Origin of the sequence: Alkalihalobacillus phoenicis, assembly GCF_047302405.1 — a bacterium.
Taxonomy (GTDB): Bacteria; Bacillota; Bacilli; order Bacillales; family Bacillaceae_D; genus Alkalihalobacillus.
The window spans coordinates 2,202,193-2,217,630 of sequence record NZ_CP154853.1 but is presented as its reverse complement, the minus strand read 5'-3'; the positions used below and the strand labels follow the sequence as shown (position 1 = coordinate 2,217,630).

Sequence of the window (15,438 nt, the reverse complement as noted above, 5' to 3'; positions counted from 1 at the left end):
CTAGGCTCGGCCTAGGGTTCCAAAAAGCTTAGAGCGAGGTATTAAAAAAACTCCCCCGAGGTGCTAAAATATATTTTGGTTCGCCAACCAGAATATCAAGCATACGGAGGAGTTTTCATGTCAAAAGACACTAACAGTTTAGCACACACAAAGTGGAATTGTAAGTATCATATTGTGTTTGCACCCAAATATAGGAGGCAAGCTATTTATGGGAGACTAAAAAAAGATATAGGTGAAATTTTAAGAACCTTGTGTGAACGAAAGGGTGTAGAGATTATAGAGGCAACAGCCTGCGTAGACCATATACATATGTTGGTTAGTATTCCGCCTAAAATAAGTGTGTCTTCATTTGTGGGCTATTTGAAAGGGAAGAGCAGTTTAATGATTTTTGATCGACATGCCAACCTAAAATATCGATATGGAAATCGTAAATTTTGGTGTACCGGTTTCTATGTAGATACGGTAGGGAGAAATAAGAAAGTGATACAAGAATACATCAAAAATCAAATACAAGATGATATAGTGGCCGAACAATTGAGTCTTTTAGAATATGTCGACCCATTTACAGGTGAAGAACTAAAAAAGAAGAAGAAATCATACAAAAAGTAGGCCTTTGAGGTCTGGCCAGTAAAAGGAGTACACATGGCGAACCGTTCAGTAGCCCTTTAGGGTTTGGTCAGTAACAAAGGCTTTCAGCCGTAGAGCAAACCACCCGTTATCACGGGTGGTTTTGATTTTTCAAATCATTATATTTTAAATTCGTAACTAGAGCAGGAATTATTTTATTACAATAACAAATAATTGATCGCTTTTTTTGGGTTGGCAAGGCTAAATCGGTTAATGATAAACAAGTATAAAGAAAAGAAAAATAAAAAAACTTTAGAAGCTTTTTGGAATGAAAAGGGAGAGGAAAAGGTTTAGTAAAGCGGGTTTTTAATGAAAAAGAGCATCAATATTCTTATAATACAAAAGAATTTGTCGATTTATTGAATAAAATCCTCCACAAATAATTCTAATAATGCTAAAATAAATATGGTTCTAATCAATCGTTCGAAAAATGATTGGGTAGGAAACAATTTATGTTACCGATAGGAGGCTGGAGAGAATGAATATCCATGAATATCAAGGAAAAGAACTCCTTCGTCAATATGGAGTAGCAGTTCCAAATGGTAAAGTGGCATTTTCTGTAGACGAAGCAGTAGAAGCTGCCAAAGAGTTAGGTACGCAAGTAAATGTAGTAAAAGCTCAAATCCATGCAGGTGGACGTGGGAAAGCAGGCGGCGTTAAGGTTGCCAAAAACCTTGATGAAGTTCGTACATACGCTAATGAGATTTTAGGAAAGACATTAGTAACTCATCAAACAGGTCCTGAAGGTAAAGAAGTAAAGCGCTTACTTATTGAAGAAGGCTGCGATATTAAGAAAGAATATTATGTGGGACTAGTTTTAGATAGTGCTACATCACGTATCGTTTTAATGGCTTCTGAAGAAGGTGGAACAGAAATTGAGGAAGTGGCAGAAGCAACTCCTGAAAAAATCTTTAAAGAAATCATTGACCCAGCAGTAGGGTTGCAAGGATATCAAGCAAGAAGAATTGCTTTTAATATTAATATTCCGAAAGAGTTAGTTGGACAAACGGTTAAGTTCATGATGGGCTTATATAAAGCATTTGTTGATAACGATGCTTCGATTGCTGAAATTAACCCACTTGTAACAACTGGAGATGGAAAAGTAATGGCACTAGATGCAAAGTTAAACTTTGATTCCAATGCTCTTTACCGTCAAAAAGACGTTCTCGCTTTCCGTGATTTAGAGGAAGAGGATGAAAAAGAAATCGAAGCATCTAAATACGATTTAAGTTATATCGCATTAGATGGAAACATCGGTTGTATGGTTAATGGTGCCGGACTTGCGATGGCAACGATGGACATTATTAAACATTACCATGGTGATCCGGCTAACTTCCTTGATGTTGGGGGCGGTGCGACAACTGAGAAAGTAACAGAAGCTTTCAAAATTATCTTATCTGATGACAAAGTTAAAGGGATTTTCGTTAACATCTTTGGTGGTATCATGAAATGTGACATCATTGCAGAAGGTGTTGTAGCAGCCACAAAACAAATTGGTTTAGAAATTCCTTTAGTTGTACGTTTAGAAGGTACAAATGTTGATTTAGGTAAGAAGATTTTAAATGAATCAGGCTTAAATATTACAGCGGCTGATTCCATGGCTGATGGCGCACAAAAAATCGTATCTCTAGTTAAATAGAAAGGCGGGACGAAAGAAATGAGTATCCTTATAAACAAAGATACAAAGGTTATTGTTCAAGGGATTACAGGTAAAACAGGTTTATTCCATACCCAACAAGCTGTTGAGTACGGTACAAATGTCGTTGGTGGTGTAACGCCTGGTAAAGGTGGAACGGAAGTAGAAGGAATCCCAGTATTTAATACAGTTTCTGAAGCGGTTGCAGCAACTGGTGCAAACGCGTCCGTTATTTATGTACCACCTGCATTTGCGGCAGATTCTATTATGGAAGCGGTTGACGCTGAATTAGATTTAGCGATTTGTATTACAGAGGGAATCCCTGTAATGGACATGGTTTCTGTTAAACGTTATATGGAAGGTAAGAAAACTCGTTTAATCGGACCTAACTGCCCAGGTGTTATCACGCCTGAAGAATGTAAAATTGGGATCATGCCTGGTTACATTCACAAAAAAGGTCATGTCGGTGTTGTTTCTCGTTCTGGTACGCTTACGTATGAAGCGGTACATCAATTATCAACAGAAGGCATTGGTCAATCAAGTGCTGTTGGGATCGGTGGAGACCCAGTAAACGGAACGAACTTTATCGATGTTTTAAACCTATTTAATGAAGATCCAGACACATATGCCGTGATCATGATCGGTGAAATCGGTGGAACTGCTGAAGAAGAAGCAGCTGAATGGATTAAAGAAAACATGACTAAACCGGTTGTTGGTTTCATCGGTGGTCAAACAGCTCCTCCAGGTAAGCGTATGGGCCATGCTGGAGCGATTATCTCAGGTGGTAAGGGTACAGCATCTGAAAAGATTAAAACGCTTGAAAGCTGCGGTGTGAAGGTTGCTGAAACTCCATCTGTTATGGGCGAGACTTTAATTTCTGTTTTAAAAGAAAAAGGTCTTTACGAAAAGTGTGTTACACATGAGGTAACAAATTAATATTTAATGTTCAAAATAAGAGTGGCCTATGATGCTAATCTTAGACATATTTAAATGGAAGCTATCCGATAAGGTTAACATAACCTTATGTGGATAGCTTTTTTTATAGGAGTAAAATGACCCGGCTTACACGGCCCAAAACCGACAGGAACCCCGTCAAAGCGAAATAGCTCTTCTTCATGTACAATAATCTCCACTTCTACTTTTTATCGGTACGAAAAAAGCAGGAATTTAATACGTGATGTCGAATGAGAGTAATGATTGACGATGTGATTTGTTGTATAACAGAAATATTCCTATTGGTTCTACATATATTTTCCCACGCGATAAGTTCCTACAAACGACCCGTTTTTCTCTGCGTTATTTTATTTTTGAAAGGTTGTGAAATATTGTCACAAATTCGTCAAAAAATCATTCATTTACATTTTTGTCGAGGAGTATCGAACGCAAAATGTCTCAAAATTTTAAAAAAGGATCCTCAATTAGAGCAATTACCTACCTTAAGTGTCCACGACCTCCAGCAAATCTATCGCTTTTCTCCAAAACAAGCCTCTCATTTTTATGAAGACTATCATCGTTTTTATCCAGAACAGGTTGTTGAATTTTTGGCAAAATATCAAATTGAAGCGATTACGATGATAGATGAAGATTATCCCCTTTTATTAAAAGAGATTTATGATCCACCCCTTGTCTTATACACAATTGGAAAAAAGGAGTTATTAAAAAGGAAAATGATCGCAGCTGTTGGGACGAGGCAACCAACGCAATTAGGGAAACGGAGTGTCGCCCTATTATTACCCCCACTTATTGAACAAAATTGGACGATTATTAGTGGGTTGGCAAAAGGAATTGATGCAATAGCACATCAAGCTACGATTAAGGCTGGAGGGAAAACGATTGCGGTTTTAGGTTCTGGATTCTTTCACCCTTACCCAAAAGAAAATCTGTCATTATATGAATATATTAAAAAAGAACAACTTGTCATTAGTGAGTATCCTCCTTATTGTCCGCCGAAAAGATGGCAGTTTCCTGCAAGAAATCGAATCATAAGTGGTCTTTCCTATGGCGTCATTGTGGTTGAAGCAAAAGAAAAGAGTGGTTCTTTAATTACCGCCGATCAGGCCTTAGAGCAAGGAAGGGAAGTATTTGCTGTACCTGGACCTATTTATGAATCCCAATCATTAGGAACAAATTATTTGATTCAACAGGGTGCAAAACTTGTCGTGAACGCAAACGATATTTTAAACGAATTACCATCTGTCGATATTTGACGAGTTTCTACTATATAAATAGTGTCTAAGATAGTGAAGAAAGGATAAAAAAGTGGCTTTAAAACAGAAAAATAAAAAAGTACAGTTTGACAAAATAAGAAAGTCTGTTTAATAATGAGGAAGATTTACATTTTATCTTCGAGAGAGGGAGTTGCAATATGGCCGATTATTTAGTAATCGTAGAATCTCCCGCCAAGGCAAAGACCATTGGAAAGTATTTAGGAAAAAAATACATTGTGAAAGCTTCAATGGGTCATGTAAGAGACTTACCTAAAAGTCAAATGGGAGTAGATGTGAAAGAAGACTTCGAACCACGTTATATAACAATTCGAGGTAAAGGACCCGTATTAAAAGAATTAAAGACTGCTGCAAAAAAAGTGAAACAAATTTATTTAGCGGCTGACCCCGATCGTGAAGGGGAAGCGATCGCATGGCATTTAGCTCATAGTTTAGGGGTAGATCCAAATTCAGATTGTCGTGTCGTCTTTAATGAAATTACAAAACAAGCGATTAAAGATGCGTTTAAAACCCCAAGAAAAATAAATATGGATTTAGTCGATGCACAGCAAGCACGTCGGATTTTAGACCGATTAGTTGGTTATAATATTAGTCCACTTCTATGGAAAAAAGTGAAAAAAGGATTAAGTGCTGGCCGCGTACAATCGGTTGCTGTCAAAATGATCATCGAGCGTGAAAAAGAAATCCAAGAGTTTATACCTGAAGAATATTGGAGCATCGAAGGTCAATTCAAAATGGATGAGGAAACATTTGATGCGAAGTTTTATGGCGTCGATGGCAAAAAAAAGAGTTTAGCCTCTGAAGAAGAAGTGCAAGCTATATTAAAGAAAATCAAAGGTAAAAAATTTGATATTTCTTCTGTTAGTAAAAAGGAGCGAAAACGTAACCCGGTTGCCCCATTTACAACATCTTCTCTTCAACAGGAAGCAGCAAGAAAGTTAAACTTTCGGGCAAAAAAGACAATGATGATTGCCCAACAACTCTATGAAGGAATTGACTTGGGAAAAGAAGGAACTGTCGGGTTAATTACGTATATGCGTACCGATTCCACAAGAATTTCGGAAACGGCTCAAACGGAATCCAAAGAGTTTATCGAAAAAAACTATGGAAAAGAATTTTTACGACAAGGAAAAAGAGTTGATAAAAAAGGCTCTAATGCTCAAGATGCCCATGAAGCGATTCGGCCAACATCCGTCTTTTATGAGCCAAAAGATGTAAAGGTATATTTATCTAGAGATCAATTACGACTTTATAAATTAATTTGGGAACGTCTTGTGGCAAGTGAAATGGCTCCAGCGGTTATGGATACGATGAGTGTTGACTTAACGAATCAAGGAGTTATCTTTCGAGCGACCGGTTCAAAGCTGAAATTTCCTGGTTTTATGAAAGTGTATATTGAAGGAAATGATGACGGTAAAAAAGAAGAGGATCGCTTATTACCGGACTTGGAGGAAGGTGGAATCGTTTCAAAGGAAGAGATTGAACCTAATCAACATTTCACCCAGCCACCGCCTCGATATACGGAAGCAAGGCTTGTAAAAACCATGGAGGAACTAGGAATTGGTCGCCCGTCTACATATGCCCCTACATTGGATACGATTCAGCGGAGAGGATATGTGGCCTTAGAGGAGAAGCGTTTCATTCCGACTGAGCTTGGAGAAATTGTTCTTCATTTAATCGTTGAATTTTTCCCAGAAATTTTAGACGTAGAATTTACTGCTAAAATGGAGAATGATTTAGACTCGATTGAAGAAGGGAATCATCGCTGGGTTCAAATCATTGATGATTTTTATCAAGGGTTTGAAAAACGACTTCTTGTTGCCGAAGAGGAAATGAAGGAAGTTGAAATTAAGGATGAACCAGCCGGAGAAACTTGTGAAAAATGTGGGCACGACATGGTGTACAAAATGGGCCGTTATGGGAAATTTATGGCGTGCTCTAACTTCCCAGACTGTCGTAATACAAAGGCGATAGTGAAGGAAATTGGGGTTACTTGTCCAACTTGTCATGAAGGACAAATTGTCGAACGAAAAAGCAAAAAGAAACGAATGTTCTATGGGTGTAATCGATACCCAGAATGTGAATTTATTTCTTGGGATAAGCCAATCAATCGTTCGTGTCCAAAATGTCAACAGCAACTCGTTGAGAAGAAGTCGAAAAAGGGTGTACAAGTACAGTGTACATCTTGTGATTATAAAGAAGAATCAAATTAATAAGAGTTTTTTGTTGAATATTGTAGAAAAAAGTATTATGATATGTTTGGCAATCAAGTCAGTTGTACGTACTTTTTTAAAAGCCTTCACCTTTAGTAGGGTGAAGGCGTTTGTATGCTTACAATTGTTTTGAATAGGATAAACTGAGTACAGATAGCTTTTTAGCAAAGGAATTTAATTCTTACATAGAGAATCCAAATAAAGAAATATTTTTGAAATGCAAACAAAGTACATGGAAATGGTCAAAAAAAATCTTAATTCATAAAATGTTCACAATTGTTTTAAGTGGGAGGAAGTATGATGCAAACGAAACATGTTAATGTGATAGGTGCTGGGCTAGCAGGTAGTGAAGCGGCGTGGCAATTAGCTAAAAGAGGCATTCAAGTCTCGTTATATGAAATGCGTCCTGTTAGACAAACCGCTGCTCACCATACGGATAAATTTGCTGAGCTTGTGTGTAGTAACTCACTCCGTTCAAATGCCCTTACGAATGCAGTCGGTGTTTTAAAAGAAGAGATGAGAGCTCTTGATTCTGTCATTATTGCAGCGGCAGATTCAGCGGCAGTACCAGCTGGTGGAGCGTTAGCTGTTGATCGTCATGATTTTGCAGCCCTTGTGACGGAAAAGGTGAAAAACCATCCGAATGTAACGGTTATAAATGAAGAGGTTGATGGAATCCCCGAAGGACCAACGATTATCGCAACAGGACCGTTGACTTCAGAAAGCCTTTCCAAAGAACTACGTCAGTTAACAGGTGAAGAGTACTTATATTTTTATGATGCGGCTGCACCTATTATTGAAGCCGATTCGATTAATCTGGATAAAGTGTATTTAAAATCTCGTTATGATAAAGGGGAGGCGGCTTATTTAAACTGCCCGATGACGGAAGAAGAGTTTGAACGTTTTTATGAGGCGCTCACTTCAGCTGAAACAGTACCGTTAAAGGAGTTTGAAAAGGAAATTTTCTTTGAAGGGTGTATGCCAATTGAAGTGATGGCTTCAAGAGGGAAAAAGACGATGCTATTTGGCCCGATGAAACCTGTAGGATTAGAAGATCCTAAAACAGGGAAAAGACCTTATGCCGTTGTTCAATTACGACAAGATAATTCATCGGGTACTCTTTACAATCTCGTTGGTTTTCAAACTCATTTAAAGTGGGGACCACAAAAAGAAGTCCTTCGCTTAATTCCTGGTTTAGAGAATGCAGAAATTGTTCGATATGGTGTCATGCATCGGAACACATTTATTAACTCACCGAACTTACTCAAACCAACGTATCAATACAAAGAGCGCGATGATTTATTTTTCGCTGGTCAAATTACTGGAGTTGAAGGATATGTAGAGTCTGCGGCAGCTGGACTAGTTGCAGGAATTAACGCCTCACGTTTTGTAGAAGGTGAAGAAATGTTAGAGTTTCCTGATAAGACGGTCATTGGAAGTATGGCTCAATATATTACCCAAGCGAATTCAAAGAACTTCCAGCCGATGAACGCAAACTTTGGTTTATTGCCTCCTTTTGAAGAAAGGATTCGTAATAAAAAAGAGCGTTATGAAAAGCTGGCTACGCGAGCATTGGAAGAGATTCAGAATTTTGTGAAAAAAGTGTAAACATAATTGTCACTGTTCTGAATTCATGTTAGAATTTGATAAGCTTTGTGAGGTGATGAAATGGAACCTGAACAGAGAAACAAAAATCAAGAGCTTTTTTTTCAATATATGAAAATAGAAAAAAATGTCTCCAGCCATACGATTACAAACTATCAAATTGATTTAGATGATTTTTATCGCTTTATGTTCGGACAAAAGATTTTATGTGAAAGAGAAGTCACCCGTGAACATGTTCGCCGATACTTGACGTATCTTTTCGAGAGGAAATATGAACGTAAATCGGTATCAAGACGAATTTCTGCTTTACGTTCGTACTTTCGTTTTTTAGAAAGAGAAGAAATTCTCTCTGAAAATGTCTTTAATATGACGGCGTTGCCAAAACAAAACAGGAGGCTACCCCACTTTTTGTACGAGCAAGAAATGATTCAATTATTTGACTCGTTACAAGGTGAGGAGCCATTACTTCAAAGAGACAAAGCGATTATTGAATTATTGTACGCGACAGGGATGCGGGTCAGTGAATGTCAGCAGTTGCAACTGGCCGATATTGATTTTATGATTGGCACGGTATTTGTTCATGGAAAAGGAAACAAGGAGCGCTATGTTCCTGTTGGCGAATTTGCTTGTGAGGCATTGAACACATATATCGAAGACGGTCGAAAAAAGCTGTTAGCAAAATCGACGAATCGTGAAACAAATAATCATCTGTTTTTAAATTATAAAGGTGGACCACTTTCAACTCGTTCATTTCGGACTTTGTTAGCAAAGAGAGTAAAAGAAGCTGCCTTAACATCACATGTGAGTCCGCATCATTTAAGACACTCTTTTGCCACTCATTTACTTAACAATGGAGCAGACTTAAGGGTGGTACAAGAGCTTTTAGGACATGAGAGCTTGTCCACTACTCAAATATATACGCATGTGACAAAGGAACGCCTTCGGGATGTATACATGCAAAATCACCCACGAGCATAAATTGTTTCAAAGCCGTGTATGCTTAGTAGAATAAGGGTATGACGTTGACCTATTTTGAGAAAAGAGCTAAAGGGGGGACGAATAATGGGCAATTTTCATGCAACGACGATTTTTGCGGTTCGACATGAAGGGAAATGTGCGATGTCTGGAGATGGGCAGGTTACGATGGGAAATGCCGTTGTAATGAAACATACCGCTAAAAAAGTACGTCGTCTTTATTCCAATCAAGTCATTGCTGGATTTGCGGGCTCTGTTGCCGATGCCTTTACTTTGTATGAGAAATTTGAAAGTCGTTTAGAAGAATATAATGGTAATTTACAAAGAGCGGCGGTTGAACTAGCAAAAGAATGGCGAAGTGATAAAATGTTGAGACAATTAGAAGCGATGTTAATTGTCATGAATCAGGAGCATTTATTACTCGTTTCTGGAACTGGTGAAGTGATTGAACCTGATGATGGGATTTTAGCGATTGGTTCAGGTGGAAACTATGCGTTAGCAGCTGGAAGAGCATTAAAAAAACACGCTCCACAATTAAGTGCCAAAGAAATTGCCAAGGCGGCCTTAGAAACAGCAGGAGAGCTTTGTGTTTATACAAATGATCAAATCGTGATAGAAGAATTATAATAAAGCCTAATCTACTATTACCAGCACTGAGCGAAAGTGAGGAGTGATAAAATATGAGTACTTCTTTAACACCACGTCAGATTGTTGAGCGTTTAAATCAGTTTATTGTCGGTCAAGAGTCAGCCAAAAAATCAGTCGCTGTTGCCTTAAGAAATCGCCATCGTCGTAGTTTATTAGAAGATAAGCTTCGTGATGAGGTAACGCCCAAAAATATTTTAATGATTGGACCAACGGGTGTTGGTAAAACAGAAATTGCCCGCCGTTTAGCTAAAATAGTCGGAGCTCCTTTTATTAAAGTAGAGGCAACTAAATTTACGGAAGTTGGTTACGTTGGTCGTGACGTCGAATCAATGGTCCGAGATTTAGTTGAAACGAGTGTTCGAATCGTCAAACAAGAAAAAATGGAATCGGTCAAAAGACAAGCTGAAAATCAAGCGAATCAGAGGCTTGTTCAATTGCTTGTGCCCGAAGCGAAAAAGCAATCCAATTATAAAAACCCATTTGAAATGATCTTTGGTCAACAAAATGAAACTGAACAAACAGAATCATCAACAGAAGAAGATCATGGAATCGCCCAAAAAAGAAAACAAATGGCCCACCAGCTTGCATTAGGTGAATTGGAAGATTATCTCGTTACCATTGATGTTGAAGAGCAACAACAAGGTTTTATGGATATGTTCCAAGGAGCAGGTATGGAGCAGATGGGCATGAACATGCAAGAGATGCTAGGTGGGATGATGCCTAAAAAGCGGAAAAAGCGTCGATTGCCTGTAAGTGAAGCGAGAAAAGTGTTAACAGAAGAAGAGGCACAAAAGTTAATTGACATGGACGAAGTAACCCATGATGCGGTAACAAAAGCCGAACAACTAGGAATTATCTTTATCGATGAAATTGATAAGGTAGCTGGTAAAGGCAATCAACAATCGGCTGATGTTTCGCGTGAAGGGGTACAAAGAGACATTCTTCCGATTGTAGAAGGTTCGACGATTGTTACGAAATATGGTTCTGTTAAAACCGACCATATTCTCTTTATTGCGGCCGGGGCGTTCCATGTCGCAAAACCATCTGATTTAATCCCGGAGCTTCAGGGACGTTTTCCTATCCGGGTTGAATTAGAGAATCTAACCGTTCAGGACTTTGTCCGTATTTTGGTTGAACCAAATAATGCTTTAATTAAACAATATATAGCTCTTTTAGAAACAGAAGGTATAAAAGTTCGATTTTCGGACGAAGCTGTTCATAAGATTGCGACAATTGCAACAGAGGTCAATCGTGATACGGAAAATATCGGAGCTAGACGTCTGCATACTTTATTAGAAAGATTACTTGAAGATTTGTCATTCGAGGCACCTGATATTAATTTAGAAGAAATTTTAATTACCCCTGAATACGTAGATGAAAAATTAGCATCTATTGCTAAAAATCGAGATTTAAGTCAATTTATTTTATAAGAAGTAGAAATTAGGAGGATATTTTAATGAGTTTATTATCAAGAACAAGAAAAATTAATGAGATGTTACAAAAAACAGGTGGTCAACACGTCAATTTCCGTGAAATGGCCGAAACATTACGTGATGCGATTAGTGCGAACGTATTTGTTGTTAGCCGTCGTGGAAAATTATTAGGTTTTGCGATTAGTCAAGAAATTGAAAACGAAAGAATGCAAAAGATGTTTGAAGATCGTCAATTTCCAGAAGAATATACAACTGGTCTATTTAAAGTAGAAGAAACAACAGCTAACCTTGATATTGAAAGTGACTATACAGCGTTCCCAGTCGAAAATAAAGAATTATTCCAATCAGGACTTACAACAATTGTTCCAATTATTGGTGGAGGACAACGTTTAGGTACACTTGTTTTATCAAGACTAGGCGATTCGTTTAATGATGATGATTTAATTTTAGCTGAATATGGTGCAACCGTAGTAGGAATGGAAATCTTACATGAAAAAACACAAGAAATAGAAGAGGAAGCAAGAAGTAAAGCGGTTGTTCAAATGGCAATTAGTTCATTATCTTACAGTGAGTTAGAAGCTGTTGAACATATCTTTAATGAACTTGATGGAAAAGAAGGTTTACTTGTAGCGAGTAAAATCGCGGATCGTGTCGGAATTACACGTTCAGTTATCGTAAACGCTCTTCGTAAATTAGAAAGTGCTGGTGTTATTGAATCTCGTTCATTAGGTATGAAAGGGACATATATTAAAGTTTTAAATGACAAATTTTTATTCGAACTAGACAAATTAAAAACTAAATAAGTATAAATTTTATAGGACCACTGATGGTGACAGTGGTCCTATTTTTTTGTTTAATGAGGAAAAAATACTCAGATGACTTTGTTAAAATAATATGACTTTTCGGCATAAATATAAAAGAATATTTAGAATTTAGTAAAAGTATCTGTGAATATGACGCTTTTATGACGAATTTTTTAATGGTTAAAAAGTAATAAAGAAGTAGTGATATAATAAAAAAAATCTATAAGTAATGACAAATTTATTATAGATGAGCAAGAAGGACTATCTTTTTGGGTAGTCCGTTTTTACTAAATGTGAAAATAGGTAAAACGGTGTTAGACATTTGTCCCAATGTTTATTACAATTTTCATAGAGAGTAATATGTAGGATTTTGTAGAAATATAGAATATTTAGAAGGCATATGTTAAGGGTTTAAAAGATTGGAGTGAAAAAAGTGAATTTATTTTCGGGAACGACTTTCCGAATGTTAGAGCAAGGGTTAAATGGGGCTCAAATGCAGCATAAAGCCATTTCGCAAAATATAGCGAATGTTGATACGCCGAATTATAAAGCACAGCGAGTATCATTTGAGCAGTTATTAAATCAGGAACTTTCCCGTTCAAAATTGGAAGCACATCGAACTAATGAAAAACATGTTGATTTTAAAAGTTCGAGCTTTTCTAGTCCTATTCTCACAAAGGGAAATAGTTCCTATAATCATAATGGTGGTAATGTTGATATTGATTTGGAAATGACAGAGTTAGCGAAAAATCAAATTTACTATAATGGCTTAATTGACCGGCTTAATGGGAATTTTTCAAACTTAAAAATGGTCATTAGAGGAGGTAGTTAAATTAAATGACAATCTTTAATAGTGTGAATATTAGTGCATCAGCGTTAACGGCTCAGCGTCTTCGAATGGATGTTGTATCGGCTAATATGGCAAATGCTGAAACAACTCGAGGTGAGTATGTTAATGGCGAGTGGCAGCCTTATCGAAGAAAGATGGTTTCATTAGCTCCTCAATCAGGAAATCAAAGCCCTTTTTCGGCTCAGTTATCTAGAGCGATGAATTCAAGTGGTTCTGTCGGTCAAGGGGTAAAAGCAACGGCATTAGTTGATGATATGTCTCCATTTAAACTCATTTATCAACCAGAGCATCCTGATGCGAATGAAGAAGGCTATGTATCGATGCCAAATGTTGATCCGCTTCGGGAAATGGTCGATTTAATGAGTGCATCTAGGTCATATGAAGCGAATGTGACGGCGATGAACGCTTCAAAGAATTTGTTGATGAAAGCTTTAGAGATCGGAAAAGGTTAATTGAAGAAATAGGATGTGAAGATAATGGAAATAAACAGCATACAGTCTCCGTTTGTGTTGAAAACAAATGAAATGCAAAGTCAAAAGGTCCTACAAACACCTGCCGAGGCAGAAGCGTCGTTTAAAGCGGCCTTTAAAGATGCTTTAAATAATGTCAATCAATTGCAACAAGAGTCCGGGCAAAAAACACAGCAACTTGTAACAGGTCAAATTGATGACTTACATGAGGTTATGATCGCAGGTCAAAAAGCATCTGTTGCCCTTCAAGCTACTGTAGAAGTGCGTAATAAAGTCGTTGAAGCCTATCAGGAAATTATGAGAATGCAAGTTTAATAGAAAAATGAAGATAGTCAAAATTCTCTACTGCTTTTGATTGTAGGAGGAGCCATGAACGAGAAATTATTAACATACAAAGAAAAAGTAACAAATTACTGGACAGAGAGAACAGAAACGCAAAAGCGGTATTTTGTTATTGGACTAATTGGAATGATTATCTTTGTCAGTCTGTTACTTTTCTTTAGTACTAGAACAACATTTGTTCCTTTATATAGCAATTTAAGTGTTCAAGAAACAGGTCAAATTAAAGCAACGCTCGATTCACGAGGGGTGTCTTCAAAGGTGAGTGATAATGGCACAACGATAATGGTTCCCGAACCAATTGTTGACAATTTAAAAGTGGAACTTGCTGCTGAGGGCATTCCGAACAGTGGGAATATTGATTACACATCGATTCAAGACCAAATGGGTTTTGGAATGACGGATAATGAATTTCGAGTTATCGAACGGGCGGCCATTCAAACTGAGCTAGAAAATCTGATCAGTTCGATTGACGGGATTCAAAATGCGAATGTCATGATTACATTACCTGAAGATAGTGTTTGGTTAAACGCTGAAAAACAAAGTGCGACTGCGGCGATTATCTTAAATGTAGCACCAGGTTACTCGTTGGATGAAAATCGAGTTCGAGCCCTTTATCATTTAGCATCAAGAAGTGTTCCGAATCTTCCTATAGAAAATATCGGCATATCTGATCAAATGTTTAATAGTTATTTTTACGAAGATGAAAATAGCTCTTCTGTCCTAGCAGCTTTTGAACAACAACGGAAAATTCAAAAGGATATTGAGCAAGATATTACCCAAAGTTTGCAACAAATGTTAGGAACGATTGTTGGTCGGGATAAAGTGCTTGTATCAGTCACAACAGATATTGACTTTACTCAAGAAAATCGAATGGAACAACTAGTGACACCAGTCAATGAAGAAACGATGGAAGGCATTGTGGTTAGTGTTGAACGTGTCGAGGAAGCTTATAGTAGCTCTGGTTCTAGTATCGGTGGAATTGCTGGAACAGGTGATGAAATTCCAAATTATCAAGGGGTAGACGGTGCGGGTGAATCTGAATCGGAACGAACAGAAGAACGAATTAATACGGAAGTGAATCGGATAAATCGTGAAATTGTTGAAAGTCCTTATCAAATTCGTGATATCGGTATACAAGTAATGGTTGAACCGCCAGAGGGAATGGCACAGTTACCGCCTCAACAAATTAATGATATTCAACAAATTTTAGCGACAGTCGTACGAACATCGCTTCCAACGATTAGTGAAGAAGAAATGAGCGATGCGATGATTAATGAACGTATTTTTGTCTCGTCTCAGCCGTTTCAAGGGAAAGTAGTATTTGAAGAGTCTCCTAACATGGCCGTTCCAACTTGGTTATATGTAGCAGGAGCGATCGTACTTGTTATTATTATCGCTTTACTTCTTTTATTACTTAAAGGAAGAAAGAAGGAAGAAATAGTTGAGGAAGAAGAAAAGCTGATTTCTTATGATATTGAAGAATTATTAGATGAAGACATAAGTGAGCATGAAACCAAGCGTAGACAGCTTGAAAAGATGGCAAAAGAAAAACCGGAAGACTTTTCAAAATTATTACGAACTTGGCTCTCGGAAGACTAGGAGGGTATGACC

14 protein-coding genes are annotated in these 15,438 nt (G+C 37.5%); all 14 read left to right on the top strand.

All coding sequences use genetic code 11. The features are described from left to right. The first annotated feature begins 117 nt into the window (after nt 1-117). The 14 genes from tnpA (at nt 118) to fliF (ending at nt 15,426) form a co-directional block, all read left to right on the top strand. The gene (gene tnpA, locus AA0017_RS10520) at nt 118-609 is read left to right on the top strand and encodes an IS200/IS605 family transposase (protein WP_413374543.1); all 492 of its coding nucleotides are present in this window, start codon (nt 118-120) and stop codon (nt 607-609) included. 496 nt (nt 610-1,105) lie between these two features. After that, nucleotides 1,106-2,266, top strand: a complete 1,161-nt coding sequence (gene sucC, locus AA0017_RS10515) for an ADP-forming succinate--CoA ligase subunit beta (RefSeq protein ID WP_413381657.1) — start codon at nt 1,106-1,108, stop codon at nt 2,264-2,266. Between the two features lie 18 nt (nt 2,267-2,284). Next, a complete protein-coding gene (gene sucD / locus AA0017_RS10510) occupies nt 2,285-3,199 on the top strand; it encodes a succinate--CoA ligase subunit alpha (protein ID WP_413381654.1) in 915 nt (304 codons plus the stop codon). Nucleotides 3,200-3,588: 389 nt separating this feature from the next. Beyond that, nucleotides 3,589-4,470, top strand: coding sequence for a DNA-processing protein DprA (gene dprA / locus AA0017_RS10505; RefSeq protein ID WP_413381651.1), 882 nt, complete (start codon nt 3,589-3,591; stop codon nt 4,468-4,470). A 158-nt stretch (nt 4,471-4,628) separates the two neighbouring features. Beyond that, nucleotides 4,629-6,701, top strand: coding sequence for a type I DNA topoisomerase (gene topA / locus AA0017_RS10500; protein ID WP_413381648.1), 2,073 nt, complete (start codon nt 4,629-4,631; stop codon nt 6,699-6,701). A gap of 300 nt (nt 6,702-7,001) precedes the next feature. Continuing rightward, entirely contained in the window at nt 7,002-8,309 is a 1,308-nt protein-coding gene (trmFO, locus tag AA0017_RS10495; RefSeq protein WP_413381645.1) for an FADH(2)-oxidizing methylenetetrahydrofolate--tRNA-(uracil(54)-C(5))-methyltransferase TrmFO, read from the top strand. 60 nt (nt 8,310-8,369) lie between these two features. Further along, on the top strand, nt 8,370-9,284 hold the full coding sequence (gene xerC, locus AA0017_RS10490; RefSeq protein WP_413381642.1) for a tyrosine recombinase XerC: 915 nt from the start codon (nt 8,370-8,372) through the stop codon (nt 9,282-9,284). 84 nt (nt 9,285-9,368) lie between these two features. Then, nucleotides 9,369-9,908, top strand: a complete 540-nt coding sequence (hslV, locus tag AA0017_RS10485; protein WP_413381640.1) for an ATP-dependent protease subunit HslV — start codon at nt 9,369-9,371, stop codon at nt 9,906-9,908. 53 nt (nt 9,909-9,961) lie between these two features. Next, on the top strand, nt 9,962-11,359 hold the full coding sequence (gene hslU, locus AA0017_RS10480; protein ID WP_413381637.1) for an ATP-dependent protease ATPase subunit HslU: 1,398 nt from the start codon (nt 9,962-9,964) through the stop codon (nt 11,357-11,359). Between the two features lie 26 nt (nt 11,360-11,385). Next, nucleotides 11,386-12,165 carry a GTP-sensing pleiotropic transcriptional regulator CodY gene (gene codY / locus AA0017_RS10475; protein WP_003320685.1) on the top strand — a complete coding sequence of 260 codons (780 nt, stop codon included), beginning with the start codon at nt 11,386-11,388 and terminating at the stop codon, nt 12,163-12,165. A 433-nt stretch (nt 12,166-12,598) separates the two neighbouring features. Continuing rightward, nucleotides 12,599-12,997 (top strand): flagellar basal body rod protein FlgB, encoded by a 399-nt coding sequence (flgB, locus tag AA0017_RS10470; RefSeq protein WP_413381634.1) that lies wholly within the window; start codon nt 12,599-12,601, stop codon nt 12,995-12,997. 5 nt (nt 12,998-13,002) lie between these two features. After that, nucleotides 13,003-13,467: a flagellar basal body rod protein FlgC gene (gene flgC, locus AA0017_RS10465; RefSeq protein WP_413381631.1), complete on the top strand. Its 465-nt coding sequence runs from the start codon at nt 13,003-13,005 to the stop codon at nt 13,465-13,467. Nucleotides 13,468-13,491: 24 nt separating this feature from the next. Then, nucleotides 13,492-13,800: a flagellar hook-basal body complex protein FliE gene (gene fliE / locus AA0017_RS10460; RefSeq protein WP_413381628.1), complete on the top strand. Its 309-nt coding sequence runs from the start codon at nt 13,492-13,494 to the stop codon at nt 13,798-13,800. A 54-nt stretch (nt 13,801-13,854) separates the two neighbouring features. Further along, nucleotides 13,855-15,426, top strand: a complete 1,572-nt coding sequence (gene fliF / locus AA0017_RS10455) for a flagellar basal-body MS-ring/collar protein FliF (protein WP_413381625.1) — start codon at nt 13,855-13,857, stop codon at nt 15,424-15,426. Nucleotides 15,427-15,438: the final 12 nt, after the last annotated feature.

What these genes read in the sequence shown, in the direction of transcription:
- tnpA (WP_413374543.1), top strand. Translation starts at nt 118, where the DNA reads ATGTCAAAAGACACTAACAGTTTAGCACACACAAAGTGGAATTGTAAG.
- sucC (WP_413381657.1), top strand. Translation starts at nt 1,106, where the DNA reads ATGAATATCCATGAATATCAAGGAAAAGAACTCCTTCGTCAATATGGA.
- sucD (WP_413381654.1), top strand. Translation starts at nt 2,285, where the DNA reads ATGAGTATCCTTATAAACAAAGATACAAAGGTTATTGTTCAAGGGATT.
- topA (WP_413381648.1), top strand. Translation starts at nt 4,629, where the DNA reads ATGGCCGATTATTTAGTAATCGTAGAATCTCCCGCCAAGGCAAAGACC.
- trmFO (WP_413381645.1), top strand. Translation starts at nt 7,002, where the DNA reads ATGCAAACGAAACATGTTAATGTGATAGGTGCTGGGCTAGCAGGTAGT.
- xerC (WP_413381642.1), top strand. Translation starts at nt 8,370, where the DNA reads ATGGAACCTGAACAGAGAAACAAAAATCAAGAGCTTTTTTTTCAATAT.
- hslV (WP_413381640.1), top strand. Translation starts at nt 9,369, where the DNA reads ATGGGCAATTTTCATGCAACGACGATTTTTGCGGTTCGACATGAAGGG.
- hslU (WP_413381637.1), top strand. Translation starts at nt 9,962, where the DNA reads ATGAGTACTTCTTTAACACCACGTCAGATTGTTGAGCGTTTAAATCAG.
- codY (WP_003320685.1), top strand. Translation starts at nt 11,386, where the DNA reads ATGAGTTTATTATCAAGAACAAGAAAAATTAATGAGATGTTACAAAAA.
- flgC (WP_413381631.1), top strand. Translation starts at nt 13,003, where the DNA reads ATGACAATCTTTAATAGTGTGAATATTAGTGCATCAGCGTTAACGGCT.
- fliE (WP_413381628.1), top strand. Translation starts at nt 13,492, where the DNA reads ATGGAAATAAACAGCATACAGTCTCCGTTTGTGTTGAAAACAAATGAA.
- fliF (WP_413381625.1), top strand. Translation starts at nt 13,855, where the DNA reads ATGAACGAGAAATTATTAACATACAAAGAAAAAGTAACAAATTACTGG.